This window comes from Dietzia sp. DQ11-38-2 (assembly GCF_014145055.1).
Taxonomy (GTDB): Bacteria; Actinomycetota; Actinomycetes; order Mycobacteriales; family Mycobacteriaceae; genus Dietzia.
In genome coordinates, this window is sequence record NZ_JAALDW010000503.1 from 1 (window position 1) to 19,636 (window position 19,636).

Sequence of the window (19,636 nt, forward strand, 5' to 3'; positions counted from 1 at the left end):
CGGGGGCCGGCCGGATCTGAACCCGAGCGGCCGCGGGTAGCCCCTCCGCCGGGCTCACCGGGGCTGCGGGCGGGCACGTAACATGGGGTCGTGCCCGCGGCCCGGCTGCGGCGAGGTGAATTATTTCCGCAGGTGAGAGGGTAGAATGGCCGAGTTTATCTACACCATGAAGAAGGTCCGCAAGGCGCACGGGGACAAGGTGATCCTCGACGACGTGACGATGTCCTTCTACCCCGGTGCGAAGATCGGCGTCGTGGGCCCCAACGGCGCGGGTAAGTCCTCGATCCTCAAGATCATGGCCGGCCTGGATCAGCCCTCCAACGGCGAGGCGTTCCTCGACCCCGAGGCCAGCGTCGGCATCCTCATGCAGGAGCCGGTGCTCGACGAGAGCAAGACCGTCAAGGAGAACGTCGAGGACGGCCTCGGCGAGACCATGGTGCAGCTCCGCCGGTACAACGCGGTGGCCGAGGAGATGGCCACCGATTACACCGACGAGCTCATGGAGGAGATGGGGCGGCTGCAGGAGCAGCTCGACGCGGTGGACGCCTGGGACGTGGATTCCCAGATCGAGCAGGCCATGGACGCGCTGCGCTGCCCGCCGGGCGACTCTCCCGTCACCCACCTGTCCGGTGGTGAGATGCGCCGCGTCGCGCTGTGCAAGCTGCTGCTGAGCAAGCCCGATCTGCTCCTGCTGGACGAGCCCACCAACCACCTCGACGCCGAGTCGGTGCTGTGGTTGGAGCAGCACCTGGCCGCCTACCCGGGCGCCGTCCTGGCCGTCACCCACGACCGTTACTTCCTCGACCACGTGGCGCAGTGGATCTGTGAGGTCGACCGCGGCAAGCTGCACCCCTACGAGGGCAACTACTCCACCTATCTGGAGAAGAAGGCCGAGCGCCTCGAGGTGCAGGGCAAGAAGGACCAGAAGCTGCAGAAGCGTCTCAAGGCCGAACTCGAGTGGGTCCGCTCCGGCGCCAAGGCCCGCCAGTCCAAGTCCAAGGCGCGTCTGGCCAAGTACGAGGAGATGGCGGCGGAGGCCGAGAAGCACCGCAAGCTGGACTTCGAGGAGATCCAGATCCCCACCCCGCCGCGGCTGGGCAACGTGGTGGTCGAGGTCGACAATCTCCGGAAGGGCTTCGACGACCGCGTGCTGATCAAGGATCTGTCGTTCACGCTGCCGCGTAACGGCATCGTCGGCGTGATCGGCCCCAACGGCGTGGGTAAGACCACCCTGTTCAAGACGATCGTCGGACTCGAGGAGCCGGACGCCGGTTCCGTCCGGGTGGGAGACACGGTCAAGCTGAGTTACGTCGACCAGTCCCGCGCGAACATCGACCCCGAGAAGTCCGTGTGGGAGGTCGTGTCGGAGGGCAACGACTTCATCGAGGTCGGGCAGAACGAGATGCCCTCGCGCGCTTACGTGAGCGCCTTCGGCTTCAAGGGCCCGGACCAGCAGAAGAAGGCCGGCGTGCTCTCGGGCGGTGAGCGCAACCGATTGAACCTGGCCCTGACCCTCAAGGTCGGCGGCAACCTGATCCTGCTGGACGAGCCGACCAACGACCTGGACACCGAGACCCTGGGCAGCCTCGAGAACGCCCTCGAGGACTTCCCCGGCTGCGCCGTGGTGATCTCGCACGACCGCTGGTTCCTCGACCGCACCTGTACCCACATCCTCGCGTGGGAGGGGAACGTCGCAGAGGGGCAGTGGTATTGGTTCGAGGGCAACTTCGAGGGCTACGAGCAGAACAAGATCGACCGCCTCGGCCCGGACGCCGCCCGCCCGCACCGGGTCACCCACCGCAAGCTCACCCGGGACTGACGCAGATGGGATCGCACGCCGCGCCCGAGACGCGGACCTCCGGCGAGGTCCACCGGGTCCACATCCCTCTTCGCATCGCGGACTTCGTGGGACAACACGTCAACAATGTGCGGTTCCAGGAGTTCTCCCAGGACGCCAGACTGATGTGGTTCCGGGACAGGTTCGGCGTGCCCGGGTCGCGGGTGCCGATCGCGCTGGCACGGTGGATGGAGATCGACTTCCGCCGCGTCATCGGGTACGGCGCCACGAGCGTCTGGGTCGACGTGGAGGTCCTGCGGGTCGGGCGCACGTCCTTCACCATGAGGACCTCGATCGGTTCGGACTCCACGGGCCCGGAACCGTGTGCGGTCGTCGACACCGTCCTGGTGGTGACGGCGCCGGACGAGACCACGACACTCGAGATCAGTCCCGAGGAGCGCGCGGCGTTGCTCGGCGGGAGCGAGGAGGCGAGATGAGTCCCGGTGATCAGACCCCGGACCGGGGGACGTTCCGTTGCACCCTGCAGGTGCGGTGGGCGGACTTCGACCAGTTCGGGCACGTCAACAACGTCAAGTACATCGAGTACGCACAGGAGGCCCGGATCCTGTTCGTCCGCAGCCGGTTCGGGCCGTTCGGGCTGGGCAACCTGCCGCAGGTCGTCCGCCGGGTCGAGATCGACCACCTCCGCCCGGTCCTGCGGGACTCGACGTCTGTGGACGTCGAGATCGAGGTCGAACACGTCGGGACCACCTCGTACCAGATCCGGCAGACGATCTTCGACGCCGCGGGGGAGATCTGCTGCGCGCTGCGCGTGGTGATGGTCGCCTACGACGCGTCGACCTCTACGGCCGTGGAGATACCGACAGGGGTGCGACACGTCCTCGAGGCAGCGCACCAGCGGGCGGCGATCACCGACGAGAGGCCCTCGGAGTGACCGAACAGCTCGTCTACGAGGCCGGGGGACCCCTCGGAATCTCGGGTGAGCCGGGACGCCGCGTGTTCACCGCGGCGCTGCCCGTCCGCTGGTCGGACCAGGACCTCTACCATCACGTCAACCACGCGCGGATGATCACGCTCCTCGAAGAGGCCCGGATCCCGTGGCTCTTCGAGGAGGGCATCCCCACCGCGACGCTCACCGCCGGCGCCGTGATGACCGAGCTCGCCGTGAGATACCGCGGTCAGGTCACCCGCGCTGACGGCCCGATCCGGGTCCGCATGTGGTGCGAGAAGGTCGGCGCGGCCATGTTCGTCGCCCGTCACGAGGTCCGCGGGCGCGCGACCCCGGACTCGGCGCCCCCGGCGGTGGAGTGCACGTCCACGATCGCGGCGTTCGACCTCGCCACCCAGCGGCCGCGCCGGTTCACCCGGGACGAGCGGGAGCATCTGATGCAGTTCCGTCACGGAGATCCGGCGTGACCATGCCGGTGCGCGGCGATGGAGGGGGCGAGGCGATCGCGGTCCCCGACCCCGCCGACAGGGACGACCTGCGGACCCTCCTGCGCCGACTGCTGCGGCTCGACGAGGCGGCGGTGGTGCGGTTGACCAGCGGTGACGACGGCAGGATGCGCGTGTGGTCCCGGACGCCCTTCGGCGCCCTGGTGGTCCGCGCGGTCGGTGGGCACTGCCCGCGGGGCGACGTGGTGTGTGGAGCCGACCACCTGCTCACCGAGTTCGATCTCCTGCCGCGCGGCGACGCCGAGGGACGCGTCGATCCCGGGATGCCCCTCACCTCCTCGTGGCAGGGGCTGCTCCCGCCCACCGACGGGTTCCAGATGGTCGAGGCGATCCCCGCGCAGGTGCTGCTCGATCTCACCGAGTCCGGGCGCGATGCGGCCCGGGAGAGCGCGGGGCCGGCCGGTCTGCCGCCCTCCTTGCTGGACCAGGACGTGCTCACCGTCCGCGCGGACACCGACAGCCCCGTGGCGGTGGACATGCGGACGGTGTTCTCCATGGTGATGTGCGGCTTCGTCCCCGAGCGGGCCGGCCGCGCACCGGAGGGCGAACCGGTGAGGGTGAGTGAACGCGGCGCGTGGCTACGCCTGGATGCCCGCTACGGCACGGCCTACCGCAGGACCGACGCACTGACCCTCGAACCGCGATGACGCCCCCGGGGTTCTCGGTCTCGTGGCCCGGGAGGGGCGAGCCCGAGATCCCGGGAGAACACGGGCCGGTGCCCGAGCTCGCCGAGGCGTTCCCTGATGCCGGCGGACAGGTCACCGGGGTCGTCCTCTGCGGTGACGGGGGCAGGATCGCCGAGGTCGGTGACGTGCTGGACGGTCTCGGTCTGCAGGCCACACGCGCGGCGCAGCTGGTGTATCTCGACCCGCCCTACAACCGCGGCGGCAGCTTCGACGGGTACCACGACAACATGCCCCGCCATCGCTGGCTGGGATACATCGAGCGCCGACTGGTGGTGTCCCGCGAGCTCCTCGCGGACACCGGCACCGTGTGGGTACACCTCGACGACGCCGAGGCCCACCGCGTCCGCTGCGTGCTCGACGAGGTGTTCGGCCCGGACGCCTTCATCGCCGACCTCACCGTGGAGAGCAACCCCAAGGGGCGTCAGCTCGACAGGTTCTTCGCCGGCTCCCACGACCGACTCATGGTGTACGCGCGGGACCCCGAACGCGTCCGCCTGTCCGGCGGGGTGGCCTCGGCGGTGGACCCCTCCGACTTCCCGCACACCGCCGAGGACGGGGTCGCCTACCGGTTGCTACCCCTGCGCAACACCAACAAGAGATTCAACCCGCGCACGACGCCCACCATGACCTACCCGCTCTACGGCGACCCGGAGACCGGCGAGGTCTCCGTGGACCCCGCGCCCGGGCTCACCGAGATCCTCCCGGTGTTCGGAGATCTCAGCCCGGCCGTCTGGCGCTGGTCGCGCGAGCGGGCGGGGGAGCGCGGCGACGAGCTGGTGTGTCGGACGGTGCGGGGCCGGGCCGGGCCACGGGTCGACGTGTACCAGCGCGACCGGCACGAGGCGGGCCGCATCAAGAAGCTCAGGACCGTCTGGCTGTCCCAGGAGGTCGGGTCCACCGACACAGCGCGCGCGGAACTGCGCAGCGCGGGGGTCGACGGTTTCCGTACCCCCAAGCCCGAGGCGCTGATGCGGCGGATCGTGGAGCTGGCGTCCGAGGCGGACGACCTGGTGGTGGACCTGTTCGCCGGCTCCGGGACCACCGCCGTGGCGGCCCGCGACCTGGGCCGTCGCTGGGTGGTGGTGGAGCGCAACCCGGACACGGTCCGCGACGTGATCCTGCCGCGGTTGCGAGTCGGCGGGGCGTGACCGAGCCGGTTTCCGTCCCGGTTCTCGTCCACTAGCGGGGTCGTAGCCACACCACGGTGTCCGGCGGCAGGATCTCACCTGCCCGGGTGTGCGAGTCGAGGGGTCCGGAGGCGAGGATGACCTCGCCCTCGGGGAGCGGTACCGATCGCTCTGAGGCGTTGAGCGCACACACCACCCCGTCGTCGCGGCGGAACGCCAGGCACCCGGACGGCGCGCCGTACCACTCGACCGCCGCTGTGCTCGGGCCCCGCAAGGTCCGCCGGGTCTCGATGGCGGCCCGATACAACGACAGGGTGGAGTCCGGGTCCTCGAGCTGGGCCTCCACTGTCAGTGGGCCCCAGTCGCCCGGCATGGGGAGCCAGGTCCGATCGGCGGTCGAGAAACCGTAGGGAGGCCGGGTGCCCTCCCACGGCAGGGGGACGCGGCAGTGGTCCCGCCCCATCTCCGCGTGACCGCTGCGTTCCCAGGTGGGGTCGGTCAACCGGTCGTGGGGGATCGAGAAGTCGCTCGGCAGCCCCAGTTCGGACCCCTCGTAGATGAAGGAGATCCCCGGCAGGGCCAGTTCCACCAGCAGCATCGCCCGGGCCCGGGCGATGCCGAGGGCGCCGTTGCCGTATCGGGTCACCTCGCGCACGACGTCGTGGTTGGACAACGCCCAGGTGGGGGCGGAGTCGGCGATCCGGGAGGCCTCGAGCGTCGCCTCGATGGCCTCGCGCACCGCGCCGGCCTCGAAGGGCGCGCCGGTGAGCGGGAAGTGGAACGCGAAATGTAGTTCGTCGGGGCGCAGGTACCGGGCGAACCGGTCGGCCGGGCCCACCCACACCTCTCCGAAGGTCGCCGCGCCCGGGTACTCGTCGACGACCGCACGGATCCGCCGGTGGACATCGTGGACGCCGGGCCGGTCCCATCGCGCGTCGCGCTCGTCGACGACGAGTTGGGCGATCTCCACGTCGTCAGGCAGGTCGGCCAGGTCGTCCGGTTTGGCCAGACCGTGCGCCACGTCGATCCGGAACCCGTCGACCCCCAGGTCGAGCCAGAAGCGCAGGGTCTGCTCGAGGTCGTCGCCCACGTCGGGGTGCGACCAGTCCAGGTCCGGCTGCTCGGGCGCGAAGAGGTGCAGGTACCACTGCCCGGGCGTCCCGTCCGGTTCGGTGATGCGCGTCCAGGCCGGCCCACCGAACACCGAGGGCCAGTTGTTGGGCGGCCTGGAGCCGTCGTCACCGAGGCCGTCGCGGAAGAAGTAGCGCTCGCGTTCCGGACTGCCCGGGCCGGCCCCCACCGCCGCCGCGAACCACGCGTGTTCGACGCTCGTGTGATTGGGCACCAGGTCCATGATCAGGACCATCTGCGCGGCGTGCAGCGCCTCCACCAGTCGCCGCAGCGTCTCGACGTCACCGAACAGGGGGTCGACGTCCCGCGGGTCCGAGACGTCATAACCGTGGTCGGCGCCGGGGGACCTCATGATGGGGGACAGCCACACCCCGTCCACTCCCAGCAGTTCCAGGTAGCCGACGTGGTCGATCACCCCCTGTAGGTCGCCGTAGCCGTCCCCGTCGGCGTCGGCGAAGGAGCGCGGGTAGATCTGGTAGAGGACCATGTCCTCCCAGGGCCGCGTGGAGTGGGCCGGCGACGTCACATGCCCTCCGGGGTGTTGACCATCATGGCGGCGGCGCGGGTGAAGTACTCGACCATCGCCGCCCGGTGCTCGTCGTCCAGGGTCTCGCGGTCGATCGTGTCCACCGCGGCGAGCATGTGGGTGAGCCAGGCGTCATGCGCCGCCCGGTCGACACGGAACGGGTTGTGGCGCATCCGGAGTCGGGGGTGGCCGCGCTGCTCGGAGTAGGTGGTGGGGCCGCCCCAGTACTGCTCCAGGAACATCCGCATGCGGTCCTCGGCCGGACCCAGGTCCTCCTCCGGATACAGCGGCCGCAGCACCGGGTCGTCCGCGACCCGCAGGTAGAACTCGTGGACCAGCGCCCGGAAGGTCTCCGCGCCGCCGATCTCGTCGTAGAAGGTAGTGCCGCTCATGCCCCCCATCATGCCCGTGGGATCCGCCAGGGGGACCGATCCCACCACCCGTCGGCCCCGGTCGCCGGGGGCGACGCGGGCGAGGCGGCTGACCTGTGCGCGGCGATAGCACACGAAGTGTTCATCGAGGGTGCATCATCGTTGCAGGCGAGGTTCACTACGGACCCGGTCGCTGATGGTGGACTGGGCACGGGCAGATGAGTGGAGACCGACCATGGGCACAGCCGTGCGCGAGAATTCGGAGTACCGACAACCGGGGTCACGAGCCCCCGTTCGACTCGAACGCGTCCCCGACCCGCACGTCCCGCTGACCGCCGCGCCGCGGGTCCTCCTGCTCAATGCCGGTTACGAGGCCCTCACAGCCCTTCCCGCTCGTCGCGCCGTGGTGATGCTGCTCGGCGGCAAAGCGGTGGTGGTCCATGACCACCCGGACGAGATCCTGGTCCGATCGGTCGACACGGCCGTCCGCGTGCCCTCGGTGATCATGCTCCGCGAGTACGTCCGCATCCCGTACCGTGCGCAGGTGCCCATGACGCGGGCCGCCCTGATGCACCGCGACTCCCACCGGTGCGGGTATTGCAACGCGCGCGCGACCACCATCGACCACGTGATCCCGCGCAGCCGCGGGGGCGCACACGAATGGGAGAACTGTGTGGCCTCCTGCGCGCCCTGCAACCACCGCAAAGCGGACAAGCTCCTCTCCGAGCTGGGATGGGAGCTCCGGGTTCCGCTGGTGGCACCGAGGGGCCGGACGTGGCGGCTCGTGTCCCAACTGCGCGAGATCGGCCCGTACTGGGAGGACTACCTGTACCTCGACGCCGCCTGAGGGCCATCCGGCACGTGTCCGCGGGCACGACCGCCGAGGTGGTTACGGTGTGAGGTATGCCTGTTTCTCCGCCCACTGCCGATAATGCGCCCAACGGGGCCCGGTCGGTCGGAACGACGGCGGAGCACCACGCTCGATGAGTCTGTGGGAATCGGTCCTCCTGGGAGCGATCCAGGGACTCTTCATGTTCATCCCGGTGAGCTCGTCCAGCCACCTGGTGCTGGCGCAGCAATGGCTGGCGGCCGAGGGGTCGCCTCTGCCCGCGCCGGACACCCCGGAGATGATCCTCTACAACCTGGTGGTGCACCTCGGCACGATGGTCTCCGTCGTCGTGGTGATGTGGCGACCGCTCACGCGCCTGCTCAACGGCATCTGGCGCGAACTGGGGCTGTGGCGTCGCAGGCGCACGCTGCGTCACCTGATCCATCTGCGGCTCGCGCTGCTGGGCCTGCTGACCACGGCGATCACCGGGGTCCTGGGGCTGGTCATCCGCGCCTACGGCACCGACGTCTTCGTCACGCCGTGGGCTGTGGCGCTGATGCTGCTGATCACCGGCGTCGTGCTCTGGTGGTCGGACTCGGTCAAGACGACCTGGCGCGGGGCCACCCAGATGACAGTGCTGGTCGCCGTGGTGATCGGTGTCGCCCAGGCGGCGGCGCTCTTCCCCGGCCTGAGCCGGTCAGGGCTGACCATCGCCGCGGCCCTGGCGCTGGGCATGCACCGGCCACTGGCAGCGCAGTTCAGCTTCTTCGTCGCCATACCCACCATCCTCGCCGCCACCGGCGTGCAGTCGCTGAGCCTGCTCGATCCCGCCGCCTTCGACGGCGGGCTCTCGCTCGGGTGGCAGGACTACGTGCTGGGATTCGTGGTGGCCGCCGTCGTCGGTGCGGGAGCGCTGTGGTTGGTGCTACGGCTGCTCTATCGCGGGCATTTCCGGGTCTTCGCGGTGTACGTGGTGGCCCTGGCGCTGTTCGTCCTGGTCACCCAGCCGGACTTCGGTGACGCCCCGCCGGTGGATCAACTGCCGCTCGATCAGGATCAGGTCGCCCTTCACCACCAGTGAGCTCCGGTGCGACTGCCGGGGGTCAAGTCCGTGGGGAGCCCACGCGCAGGGCAGCACCCCACGGCAGCACCCGGGCCGCTCGACCCCAGACCCGTGATCGCGCGGCCCCCGGGCGTCCTGACCAGCCCGTCTGTTATCGTCCACAGTGGAACCGACCGCATCCGGCTTCCCTTGACGGGGACGATCGGATGCCAGGGAACCCGGTGAGATTCCGGGACTGGCGCGCAGCGGTGTGGGGTACCGAACCGACAGGATGCCACTGGAATTCGTTCCGGGAAGGCGTCGGGGAGGGCTGATCCCGAGTCCGAATACCTGTCGGTTCCGCGACATCCGAGCGAACCTCGCGCACAGGTTCCGAAGAGACAAGGCCACCCGTGTACTCCACGTATGGGCCCGTCGGCATGGGGATCAGCGCCCTGGCCGAGCGGGCGCTCGAGGCATCGCCCGTCCCTCATCGATCTCGACCCGACCCCGGCGACCCGGACTGGCGGAGCGTCACCGAGCTCTGCGAACCCGCGACATGGCAGGAGCTCGGTCGGCGATACTCCCACAGTCTGGGGACCCCGCACGCGGCGCCCGGGCTACTGTGCTCGCTCCAGCACTACGCCGGCCGGGCTCTCGGCCTCATGGTGGCGGCGTGGTGTGCGGACGGGACACTCCTGCATCCGGGCCAGGGCCGCTGGTGGGCACTGATCGACCGCGCCGGCGCGACACTCCAGGTGTCGCTGCCCGACACTCCGGTTCTCGGTCGCGAGCAGGACCCCGGCGCACTGGTCGACAGCATCCGGAGTCACGTCGATCCCCTGGTGGATGCGTGCGTGGACGCCGGCACCGTCACACGCAGGGCCGCTCTCGGGGGAATCGCGGCCTCGTGCGCTGGCGCATTCGGGGCCGCATACCGGACCGTGGGGGGTCCACGGCGACGCGCGGTCGAGACGGACGCCGACGTCGTCACCGGCGCGTTCTCCGATCGACCGCTGGTGACGATGATCCGCTTGGGTGGCACGCCCGCGTTGGTGCACGACCGGCATTCGTGCTGTCTCATCCGGTTGGGAGCGCAGAGGTCCGAGTGTGACTCGTGTCCCCGGGTCCCCGAGGCGCAGCGGCGTTCGCGGCAACGGCACCGGCAAGAGCAACAGTTGCGGCGGGACCGTGGAGGCGTCCCAGGGAAGAGCACCCGATGACGGGCCTCGGGGTGGGCGTTCGTCCGAGCCGTCGGTCGCGGCCTGTCACCGACGCGGGCTCGGCCTCGTTCCGTACAGCCCGCAGGCTCCCGCCTGTCCCACTGGCGATCGTGCTCACCGCCCTGACGGCCATCAGCGTGGTCAGCTCGGTCGCCTTCGGTGCCGAGCACATCCCGGTCGGCGACGTGTGGCGGACGGTATGGGCGGCGATCACCGGCGGCGAGGCCGAGCGTGCGCACTCCATCATCATCCTCGACCTGCGGCTTCCCCGGTCGGTGCTCGCCGCGGTGGTGGGTGCGGGTCTCGCGCTCGCCGGAGCTGCGATGCAGACCCTCGTACGCAATCCCCTGGCCGACCCGTACCTCCTCGGGGTATCGGCGGGGGCCGCGGTGGGTGCCACCGCGGTGATCACGCTCGGCGTCTTCGGCGGTCTCGGCGTGTGGGCGCTGTCCGGGGGGGCGTTGCTCGGCGCGTTGGGAGCGACCGTGCTCGTCTATGCGGTCGCGAGCGCCACGGGTGGGCTCACCGCGCTGCGGCTGATTCTCGCCGGAGTCGTGTTGTCGGCGGCGTTCACCGCGGTGTCGTCGTTCATGGTCTTCGTGGCCACAGACTCGCGGGCGGCCGAGACGGTCATGCACTGGATGCTCGGCAGCGTCGCCGGGGCGACGTGGTCCAAGGTGCCCCTCGCGGCCGGAGTCGTCGCGGTGGCTCTGGTGAGCGGGCTGCTCCTGCACTCGTGGCTCGACGCGTACGCGACCGGGTCCGACACGGCGGCCTCGCTCGGGGTGCCGGTGCGCGCGCTCCGGATCGGGCTGTTCGTCGCGCAGGGCCTGCTGGTGGGGGTTCTCGTGGCCGTGGCCGGGGGCGTCGGATTCGTGGGTTTGATCATCCCCCACGCCGCCCGCCTCGTCGTGGGTGCCACGCATCGCGCGATGCTGCCCGTCGCTGCGGCTGGGGGAGCACTGTTCCTGGTGTGGGTGGACGTAGTATCCCGGGTGATCGCCGCCCCCCAGGAGATGCCGCTCGGAATCGTCACAGGGATCATCGGTGCGCCGATCTTCCTGCTGCTCATGGGACGCCGCGCCTACACGTTCGGGAGCGCCTCGTGACGGGGGCGGGCGCCGTGCGCCTGGTCGCGGACGACTTGTCCTGTGCGAGGGGCAGGCGGATCGTCGTCTCCGGCGTTCATCTCGAGGTGCCGTCCGGATCGCGGCTCGCGCTGGTCGGTCCGAACGGCGCGGGAAAATCGACACTGCTCAGGGTGCTGGCGGGTCTGGACGCCCCGGTCTCGGGTTCGGTGACCGTGGACGGGGTCGACGTGCACAGGATGCGGTCCCGGCAGCGGGCACGGCTGATCGCGGTTCAGGGTCAGGAGGAGGCGCCCTCGGCTGAACTCACCCTGTCGGAGGCCGTGGCCCTCGGACGGACTCCGCATCGCACGCCATGGGCGTTGGGGGAGGAAGGCGAGCAGGACATCGTCGAGCAGGCGCTGCGGACGGTGGGCCTGGCCGGGCGTGGCGACCAGTCCTGTACGAGACTCTCCGGCGGTGAACGCCACCGGGTGGTGCTCGCGCGGACTCTGGCCCAGCGCACCCCGATGCTCATGCTCGACGAACCCACCAACCACCTCGACGCCGCCTGGCGGCTGCGATTGATGGACGCGCTCGAGACGCTGCGTTCCACCGTCGTGGCCGCCATCCACGACCTCGACCTGGTCCTGCGGTACTTCGATGCGGTCGCCGTCGTCGATGACGGCGGCATCGTCGCGTACGGGCCGCCCGTCGAGACATTCACCGCCGAGCTCCTCGACGAGGTCTTCGGCGTCCACGGCTACATCGTCGCCCACCCCCGCACCGGCCGACCCCACCTCCTCCTCGGAGACGCGGTCGCCACCACTACAGAAGGCAGGACCTACCCATGACACGTCCGATCATCACCGCAGGACCCGTCCTGGCGGTGACGCTGGCGCTCCTCTCCGCCTGCGGTTCCGACGCCGCCGCACCCGACGCCGCCGCACCCGGCGGCGGCGGTCCCGGGGGCGAGGTCACCGTGGTCAACTGCGGGGAAGAGGTCACCTACCCCGAGACGGTGGACGAACTGTTCGCGTATGACCCGGGCATCATCTCGATCGCGCTGGCCGCCGGTGCCCGCGACCAGATCACCGCGGTGGCCGCGGCGTCCAAGGACGAGGACCTGCTGCGGTTGGCGTACGGCGACCAGATCGATGGACTCAACGAGGTCACCGAACAGGGTCCGACCCTGGAGAACGTGGTCGCGGCGCAACCCGACGTCGTCTTCGCCGGGTGGAACTACGGGTTCTCCGAGTCACGAGGACTGACCCCGGAGATCCTCGCCGGACACGATATCGGGGTCTATCAGCTCACGGAGGCGTGCCGCCAGACCGAGGGCGAAGCCCAGCGCGGGACCATGGACCCGTGGGACGCGCTCGACACCGACCTCCGCAACATCGGCATCATCACCGGGAACGCCGACGCGGGCGCAGCAGCCGCGGACGAGGTGGCCGAGCGGGTGGATGCTCTTCGCGCCCTTCCCGCCCCGCAGGACGCACCGACGGTGTTCCTGGTCGACAGCACGAGTGACACCATCCTGTCGTCCGGCTCGTTCGGCGGTCCACAGGGGATCATCGACGCGGCGGGGGCGCGAAATGCCACCGAGGACGTCGCCGACACCTGGACCAGCATCAGCTGGGAACGCCTCGCTGCCGAGGATCCGGATGTGATCGCGTTCGTCGAGTACGGCGAGCAGACCGTGGAGGACAAGATCGCCGCGCTCAAGGCTCACCCCGCCAGCCGTGGTCTCAAAGCCGTACGCGAGAACCGCTTCGTCAACCTCCCCTACGGCATGTGGGTGTCGAGCCCCCTCAACGTCGACGCGGCCGAGACGATCCGCGCAGTCCTGGAGAAGCACGGGCTCGCACCCCACACGGGCCTGACCCCCGGGCTGGACGTGTCCGAGCTCGGACTCGGGGGCAACGACTGGCTCTGAACCGGCAGATGACCACCTGATGGAGAGGAGGTCACCCTCGGCTCCCGGTGGGCCGACGAGCGCGTATCACCCGGTCACGGCCCCGTCAGCCCGCTCCGGGGCCGTTCCCGAGACGAGGTCCGCGAGGAGGTCGATCTGGCGCTCTTCGCCAGAACCGGGTGGCCACAGCAGGAGCGTGAGGAAGACCCGGACCGCCAGCTGTGCGCGTCCGCTGTCGGGGGAGCCGAGGCCGATCAGGTCAATCGCCGTCGTGATCACCGTGGTCGACTCCAACAGTGCGTGAAACTCTGCGCTTCTGCCGACAGCGGGCAGGAACTGCGAGGCGATTCGGTCGTGGCGAGCGGCAGCCAGAGCCACGGTCAACGCGGTGATGGCACGGCGGCGCCCCGTGAGGCCTCTGACGTGGTCCTCCACAGCAGCAACGATGGAGCCGGAGGCGCGGCGGAGGACCTCCTCGATGATCACAGTGCGTCCGCCGACGTGTCGATACACCGTCGCCCTCGAGCAGTGCGCGCGCCGCGCGAGTTCCGTGACGTCGAACCTGTCGATCCCCGCCTCCGCGATGAGTTCCGCGGCAACCGCTATGAGGCGGTCACGTGCAGCCCGGTCCCGTGAGTCGTCGAGCAACCAATCAGTAGCCATATCTCAGTGTGAGACAGATTCGTGCGACTGTTTCGGCTTTCTCCCGGCAGGGGGCCGGGGATGAGACGGACCACGGACCTCGGCGTGCGCGGGTGTCTCCGATCTCGGTCAGGGCCTCGACCACGCGGCGTTTCCTGCGCCACTCTGTCGGCTATGACCACGACGCGAGAAGTGCCGCCATCGCTTCGGCCGGGGCACCCCGGGCCGGCCATCGAGCGCCTGGGTGGGTCGAGTTTTCACGTGGTGCGATCGTGGGACCTGGTCGCCGAGGTCGCGGCCCGGGCCGAGGACTTCTCGTCCAACCTCACCGCCACGATGGTGATCGACGAGTCCGGAGGAATCTCCGAGTTTCCCGTCGCCGAGTTGGGATCTCCGGTGCACGCCCTGGCCACCGCGGACGGTGAGGTGCACCGGATCCACCGCACGCTCGTTCTGCCGTCTTTGACCCCACGGACGCTTCGTTCGTGGGCCCCTTTTGTCACCTCCACCCTCCGTCGGCTGTGGACCCAGCGCTACGACAACGGCATCGATTGGGTGAGCGACGTCGCCGAACGACTTCCGGCGGCGGTCATCGCCGAACTCATCGGAGTCCGTCAGGAACTCAGCGATGACCTACTGGACTGGGCGTTCGCGAGCACCGCGATCCTCGACGGGGTGGTGGCCCGGGAAGAGCTCGACTCGGCGGTCGGCGTCGTGGGGCAGTTCATGGCATTCCTCGATGACGAACTGCATCGGGCGCGCGGCGCTCGCCCCGGCGCGGTGATCGGCGACCTCGCGCGCCTGGTCGAGGACGGCAGCCTCCCGCACGACGTCGCGATCCAGGTCCTGCTCCAGCTCATCGTGGCGGGAATCGAATCGACCGTAGGCCACCTGGGGTCACTGGCCTCGCGCCTCGGACAGCACCCTGAACATCTCGAGCGTCTGAGGTCCGACCCTGCCTCGCGCGACGCGTTCACCGAGGAGGTTCTCCGCCTGGACGCACCCTTCGTGGGCCACTACCGACACGTGGTCAGGGACACCGAGCTCGGAGGGGTCACGATAAGGGCGGGCGCACACCTGTTCCTCCTGTGGGGCAGCGCCAACCGTGACCCGAACCACTTCGCCGAACCCGACCGTTTCGACCCCACCCGCGACGACGCCTCGCACCTGAGCTTCGGCCGCGGCATCCACTTCTGCGTGGGAGCCGCGCTCGCCCGCCTCGAATCCCGGGCGGCGCTCGACCTGCTTCTCGACCATGCGCCAGACCTCCACATCCACACGGACACCGCATCGTGGCAACCGAGCATGTTGGTCCGACGGCTACGTTCGCTCCGGATAACCGTGTGACGACGGTCGCCGTGATTCCCACGCGCACGCATGCCGGAACGGCGAATCGCCACCCGCGCGCATAGTCGCGGATACCGTGGGGTTACACCGACACAGGGAGTCTGATCATGACGGGACGTCTCGAGGGCAAGGTCGCGTTCATCACCGGGGTGGCTCGGGGCCAGGGCAGGACGCACGCGGTTCGGCTCGCCTCAGAGGGCGCCGACATCATCGGCCTGGATATCGCGGGTCCGATCATCGACGCGATCCCGTACGACGAGGCCACCCCGCAGGATCTCGAGGAGACCCGCCGTCTGGTCGAGGCGCAGGGGCGCCGGGCGCTGCTGTCGGTCGGCGATGTGCGCGATCTCGACGGCATGAAGAGGATCGTCGACGACGGCGTGGCGGAACTCGGACGACTGGATGTGGTGGTGGCCAACGCGGGCATCTGCATCCCGCAGGCGTGGGATTCGATCACCCCTGAGACATTCGGGGTGACGCTCGAGATCAACACCACCGGCGTGTGGAACACCATCATGGCCACCGCCCACCACGTGATCGCCGCAGGCGGCGGGTCCGTCATCCTCACCAGCTCGTACGCGGGCAAGAAGATTCAGCCGTTCATGGTGCACTACACCACGTCCAAGCACGCCCTGGTCGGCATGACCCGCGCCTTCGCCGCGGAGCTCGGACCCAAGAACGTACGGGTCAACAGCATCCACCCGGGTGGGGTGGCTACCCCGATGGGCGGCGGGGGCATGGTGAGCCAACTGGAAGCCGTGGGCGAGACCAACCCTCCGCTCAACCTGATGGGCACGACATTCCTCGAGCAGACCTACGCCGAGCCCGAGGAGATCTCGAACGTCGTGGCATTCCTCGCCTCGGACGAGTCGAAGTTCATCACCGCCGAGCACATCAGTATCGACGGCGGCGCCCAGTACTTCTGAGGTCCCGCCCGGCCGCTGAGGTCGCGGCCACCGTCGATGGGAAAGACGCCGGCACCGTGTCGAGCGGGAGGTGCCTTCCGTCACCGCACGATCACGAGTCGCCGGGCTCTGGGGCCCGGACCTCCTCCGGGATATGAGTGTCACGCTCCGGGGTCACCGACCCTGGTGTGTGGCAATTCGTCGAATCCGGCCATGTCAATGGACGTCTGCACTGGGTTGGCGGGCCCCGGGGTCCGACGAGGTCGGCTGCGGAAAGCGGCTCCATCCCGTGTACACGCGCTGGTACAGCACTGCCATCATCTTGGGGATGAACAGCATTGAGACGACGGGGGCCACCATCCAGGGGATGTTCATGAAGACGAACTTCAGGGCGAAGCCCCAGAAACCCTGTTCGATGTTGGCGAAGCTGTCCCGGGCTTCCGCGACGTAGTAGATGATGATGACCGCGGTCATCATCGCGAAGGCGAAATAGCACCACCACAGGATCCGGATGCGTCGACGGTCATCGTCCTTCGTGCGCAGCAGCGGCAGCCAGTTGTAGAGCAGGATGCATCCGCCGATGGCCGCCACGGTCTCCATGCCGAAGAGGCCGGCGTCGCTGATCAGGTATCGGGTGTCGGCGGCTCCGTAGAAGTACCAGAACCAGCCCCACCGGTCCTCGGCGGTGAGGTTCATATGGCCGAGGAGGTCTCCGATCAGCCAGGTGATCTCCCAGAGGACCTGACTTGACGCGGTGATCGGGATCCACACGATCATGAACTCGTTGAAACGCTCGAGCATGGTCCTGGTCTCGCCGGGATCGTCCCACCACGCCACCACCATCGGGATGATGATCGGGCCGCAGATCAGCGCGGCCGCGATGAAGCCGGCTGGCTCCGCATCCCACCAGTGCAGGACTACTCCCGCGAAGGGCACGACACAGATCACGAGGGCTGCGACCGTGGTCCAGATGTAGATGTCCTTGCGGCGTGTGCCCCAAGGGCGCCCGAAGTCGTGCGACAGATCTTGAGTGTTCGCTGCTCTGGTGGTCACGTTCGATTCCTCCGCTTTCCGCAATTGGTAATTCTGGATACTCCTACCAGAATCACGATTCTGGAAAACATAACAGTAGGTACAGTCGGTGGCAACAGCTTGCAGTGAGTCAGACCGAGGGATGGAGAAGTGGAATGACGCTTGACCGCGCGCCGACCGGGTCCGGAAGCCTGCGCAAGGCCCGACGAGAGATGTATCGCCAGCAGATCATGGCCGCGTCCGAGATGCGGTTCGCGGAAGTCGGCTTCGCCAACACCAAGATGAGTGACATCGCCCGGGCGGCGGAGGTCTCCCTCGCCACTGTCTATGCCTCGTTCGACGGAAAGGATGAGATCTGGGACGAGCTCAACTCAGTGCGCATGACGGAGCTCGTCGAATCGGCGACGTCAGCGATCGACGGGCTCGACTCGCCGGTCGAGCAGTTCGTCGCCGCCGCGGTCACGGTGGCCACGTTCTTCGCGGAGCACCCCGGTTTCCTGGATCTGCACATCAACGAAGGATTCAGCTGGGCGACTGCTCACGCCGCCGGAGTCGGACGTGGGAATCAGCAGGCGGCGTGGGAGATGGGGTTCGAGGCGCTCGCGGATCTCGCATCAATGGTGTCCCCGGACAGTGCCGCTGGTGGTGCCCGAGTGCTTGCCGGCCTCACGATCGCGAGTGTGCAGGTGCACCTCACGGAATGGGTTCGATCGGGGCGCGATCAACCGGCGGCCGAGGTGGCGGCGGAGGTCGGGGCGCACGTGAGACGGCTCCTCGAGGGGAGGTCTGCCGCGTCGGACCGGGAGGCCAGAGCCTGACGACGGTCAGCGGCAGGCCCACCGTCACGGGCGGGTGTCCCAGGGCTCAGGTGGCCCCGCCCGCCAGAGCACCCCGGGAAGCAGCGTCGCAACCACGAGGCTGTGACCCCGCCGCGGGGAGCAGCGTGTACACCTCCGCGATCGAGCGTCCCGCCGCCATCACCGTCGCGTCGGGGCGCACGACCGCTGCTCGGGCGCGGTGGGCGCGCAACCACTCTCCGAGGGGACTGTCGAGCGCGACGGCGACGGTGGTCCCGCCCCGGCGTGTGATCTCGAAGTCCTGCTCGGGGGTGGGGGTGTCCACGGTGAGGACCCGGAAACCGGTCGTGTGGTCGTCGAGGCGACCTCCGTCGTCGGACACCACGGCGTTGGGCACGAGGTGGCCGGCCAGGCCAGAGGCGCTCGGGGCCGATATCCGCGGGGGAGCGACGGAGCCCAGCGCCCCGCGCCTGACGTAGTAGGACGGCCGGAGGGCAGGAGTCGTACTGTCGGTCAGTCTTCTCGCCAGACGCGGAACCGCGGCGAGGACGGGCGCGATCGTGCGGCGAAGGACATCACCTCCGTGACCGCCGCCGGTCATCGCGGCGCCAGTGGCCATCGCGAGACGGATGAGTCCGGTGCAGTGCGGGATGCGTTCCTGCTCATAGGAGTCGAGGGTCGACGACGACGCTCCGTCCTTCAGGACGGCGGCGAGCTTCCAGGCGAGGTTCGCGGCGTCACGCAGGCCCGCTCCCATTCCCTGGCCGATGAACGGTGGCGTCAGATGCGCGGCGTCGCCGAGAAGGAAGACGCGGCGGTCACGCCATCTCCGGGCTACGCGGGCCTGGAAGGTGTACTCAGCTGAACGGACCAACTCGAGGTCTGCGGCCTCTACGCCTGTGAGCCAGGGCCGCAGCAACGGCACCACCGCGTCGAGGTCGCGGTAGTCCTCGACGGATTCGTGCTCGAGCAGCTGGAACTCCCACCGGTAGCGGGTCTCGCCGATGCGCATGTAGGTGGCCGCTCTGTGGGTGTCGCACACCTGCGCCACCCCGTCCCACTGGCGTAGATCGGCCGACGTCTCGACATCGATGACGAGCCACCGCTGGCTGAATCCGAGGTCGCGCCACCCGGCTGAGATCGACGCGCGGGTGATGCTGCCGGCGCCGTCGCAACCGAGCAGGTAGCTGCCCCGGAACGTGATCGGCTCACCCGTGTCACGATCGGTCGCCGAGGCCGCGACACCTGTATCGGACTGATCGATTCCGGTCACCTCGACACCGGAACGCAGGGTGATGAGGTTCGCGCGCCGGGCCACGGCGGTGCGGAGGAGCGCCTCGAGCCGCGGCTGGTCGAACATGGACGCCGCCGGGAATCCGTTCGGACCCACGCCCGGGTCGCGGGGGAACTCGGCGATGACCCGCAACGAGGACGTGACCAGACGCAGGCCCAGGGCGGGGCGGGAGATCTCCGCGAACTCCGGGGCGAGCCCGAGTCGGGCGATGATCCGGTACACCTCGTCGTCGAGGTGCACCGCACGCGGCTGCGGGAAGATGCCCTCCCACCGCTCGAGGAGCATCGACGGCACCCCGAGGTCGGCCAGCAGCGCCGCCGCGGTGAGTCCGCTCGGTCCGGCGCCGACGATGAGGACAGGATCGGTGCCGTGGCTCATCGAACGCCCATCCGGGTCAGAGCGCCGACGGCCGCGTGCGCGGCGCCGGCGCCGACGACGGCGGCGGG

At 69.3% G+C, this 19,636-nt stretch carries 20 protein-coding genes and 1 riboswitch; of the genes, 15 read left to right on the forward strand and 5 right to left on the reverse strand.

The window, feature by feature from the left end; genetic code table 11:
• The first annotated feature begins 145 nt into the window (after positions 1–145).
• Genes ettA through G6026_RS15720 form a run of 6 tightly spaced genes read left to right on the forward strand, consistent with a single transcriptional unit; the run spans position 146 to position 5,087 of the window.
• Entirely contained in the window at positions 146–1,819 is a 1,674-nt protein-coding gene (gene ettA / locus G6026_RS15695) for an energy-dependent translational throttle protein EttA (RefSeq protein WP_182613720.1), read from the forward strand.
• 5 nt (positions 1,820–1,824) lie between these two features.
• Positions 1,825–2,274: a thioesterase family protein gene (locus G6026_RS15700; protein ID WP_182613721.1), complete on the forward strand. Its 450-nt coding sequence runs from the start codon at positions 1,825–1,827 to the stop codon at positions 2,272–2,274.
• Entirely contained in the window at positions 2,271–2,732 is a 462-nt protein-coding gene (locus tag G6026_RS15705) for a thioesterase family protein (protein WP_107756053.1), read from the forward strand. Before G6026_RS15700 ends, G6026_RS15705 begins: the two co-directional genes overlap by 4 nt.
• Positions 2,729–3,214: a thioesterase family protein gene (locus G6026_RS15710; RefSeq protein WP_182613722.1), complete on the forward strand. Its 486-nt coding sequence runs from the start codon at positions 2,729–2,731 to the stop codon at positions 3,212–3,214. Before G6026_RS15705 ends, G6026_RS15710 begins: the two co-directional genes overlap by 4 nt.
• Positions 3,215–3,216: 2 nt before the next feature.
• Positions 3,217–3,900 carry a hypothetical protein gene (locus G6026_RS15715; RefSeq protein WP_182613732.1) on the forward strand — a complete coding sequence of 228 codons (684 nt, stop codon included), beginning with the start codon at positions 3,217–3,219 and terminating at the stop codon, positions 3,898–3,900.
• On the forward strand, positions 3,897–5,087 hold the full coding sequence (locus G6026_RS15720; RefSeq protein ID WP_107756054.1) for a site-specific DNA-methyltransferase: 1,191 nt from the start codon (positions 3,897–3,899) through the stop codon (positions 5,085–5,087). Before G6026_RS15715 ends, G6026_RS15720 begins: the two co-directional genes overlap by 4 nt.
• 31 nt (positions 5,088–5,118) lie before the next feature.
• Here the strand turns inward: G6026_RS15720 and G6026_RS15725 are convergent, their stop codons facing one another.
• Positions 5,119–6,723 carry a glycoside hydrolase family 13 protein gene (locus G6026_RS15725; protein WP_309230125.1) on the reverse strand — a complete coding sequence of 535 codons (1,605 nt, stop codon included), beginning with the start codon at positions 6,721–6,723 and terminating at the stop codon, positions 5,119–5,121.
• Entirely contained in the window at positions 6,720–7,115 is a 396-nt protein-coding gene (locus G6026_RS15730) for a globin (protein ID WP_107758022.1), read from the reverse strand. Before G6026_RS15730 ends, G6026_RS15725 begins: the two co-directional genes overlap by 4 nt.
• Before the next feature lie 214 nt (positions 7,116–7,329).
• On the opposite strand from G6026_RS15730, the gene G6026_RS15735 reads away from it, so the two are divergent.
• From G6026_RS15735 to G6026_RS15760, 6 genes are all read left to right on the forward strand, one after another.
• On the forward strand, positions 7,330–7,941 hold the full coding sequence (locus G6026_RS15735) for an HNH endonuclease (protein WP_107756056.1): 612 nt from the start codon (positions 7,330–7,332) through the stop codon (positions 7,939–7,941).
• Positions 7,942–8,077: 136 nt separating this feature from the next.
• Positions 8,078–9,004, forward strand: a complete 927-nt coding sequence (locus G6026_RS15740) for an undecaprenyl-diphosphate phosphatase (RefSeq protein ID WP_182613723.1) — start codon at positions 8,078–8,080, stop codon at positions 9,002–9,004.
• Positions 9,005–9,149: 145 nt separating this feature from the next.
• Positions 9,150–9,339, forward strand: a riboswitch (cobalamin riboswitch).
• Positions 9,340–9,378: 39 nt separating this feature from the next.
• Positions 9,379–10,188 carry a hypothetical protein gene (locus tag G6026_RS15745; RefSeq protein ID WP_182613724.1) on the forward strand — a complete coding sequence of 270 codons (810 nt, stop codon included), beginning with the start codon at positions 9,379–9,381 and terminating at the stop codon, positions 10,186–10,188.
• Positions 10,189–10,289: 101 nt separating this feature from the next.
• Positions 10,290–11,297, forward strand: a complete 1,008-nt coding sequence (locus G6026_RS15750) for an iron ABC transporter permease (protein ID WP_182613734.1) — start codon at positions 10,290–10,292, stop codon at positions 11,295–11,297.
• A complete protein-coding gene (locus G6026_RS15755) occupies positions 11,294–12,109 on the forward strand; it encodes an ABC transporter ATP-binding protein (protein ID WP_107756059.1) in 816 nt (271 codons plus the stop codon). Before G6026_RS15750 ends, G6026_RS15755 begins: the two co-directional genes overlap by 4 nt.
• Complete coding sequence (locus G6026_RS15760) at positions 12,106–13,194, forward strand: ABC transporter substrate-binding protein (RefSeq protein WP_182613725.1); 1,089 nt, start codon at positions 12,106–12,108, stop codon at positions 13,192–13,194. The genes G6026_RS15755 and G6026_RS15760 overlap by 4 nt, the downstream gene beginning before the upstream one ends.
• A gap of 66 nt (positions 13,195–13,260) precedes the next feature.
• Here the strand turns inward: G6026_RS15760 and G6026_RS15765 are convergent, their stop codons facing one another.
• On the reverse strand, positions 13,261–13,836 hold the full coding sequence (locus G6026_RS15765; RefSeq protein WP_182613726.1) for a TetR/AcrR family transcriptional regulator: 576 nt from the start codon (positions 13,834–13,836) through the stop codon (positions 13,261–13,263).
• A gap of 240 nt (positions 13,837–14,076) precedes the next feature.
• Between G6026_RS15765 and G6026_RS15770 the strand changes: the two genes are divergently transcribed.
• Both G6026_RS15770 and G6026_RS15775 read left to right on the forward strand, forming a co-directional pair.
• Positions 14,077–15,162: a cytochrome P450 gene (locus G6026_RS15770; protein ID WP_309230126.1), complete on the forward strand. Its 1,086-nt coding sequence runs from the start codon at positions 14,077–14,079 to the stop codon at positions 15,160–15,162.
• A 107-nt stretch (positions 15,163–15,269) separates the two neighbouring features.
• Entirely contained in the window at positions 15,270–16,088 is an 819-nt protein-coding gene (locus tag G6026_RS15775) for a mycofactocin-coupled SDR family oxidoreductase (RefSeq protein WP_182613728.1), read from the forward strand.
• A gap of 195 nt (positions 16,089–16,283) precedes the next feature.
• Here the strand turns inward: G6026_RS15775 and G6026_RS15780 are convergent, their stop codons facing one another.
• Positions 16,284–17,120 carry an Emopamil-binding protein gene (locus G6026_RS15780; RefSeq protein WP_182613729.1) on the reverse strand — a complete coding sequence of 279 codons (837 nt, stop codon included), beginning with the start codon at positions 17,118–17,120 and terminating at the stop codon, positions 16,284–16,286.
• Positions 17,121–17,254: 134 nt separating this feature from the next.
• Between G6026_RS15780 and G6026_RS15785 the strand changes: the two genes are divergently transcribed.
• Entirely contained in the window at positions 17,255–17,917 is a 663-nt protein-coding gene (locus tag G6026_RS15785) for a TetR/AcrR family transcriptional regulator (RefSeq protein WP_182613730.1), read from the forward strand.
• A gap of 46 nt (positions 17,918–17,963) precedes the next feature.
• Here G6026_RS15785 and G6026_RS15790 read toward each other — a convergent pair whose 3' ends face one another.
• Entirely contained in the window at positions 17,964–19,568 is a 1,605-nt protein-coding gene (locus G6026_RS15790; RefSeq protein WP_182613731.1) for a bifunctional 3-(3-hydroxy-phenyl)propionate/3-hydroxycinnamic acid hydroxylase, read from the reverse strand.
• Between the last annotated feature and the right edge of the window lie 68 nt (positions 19,569–19,636).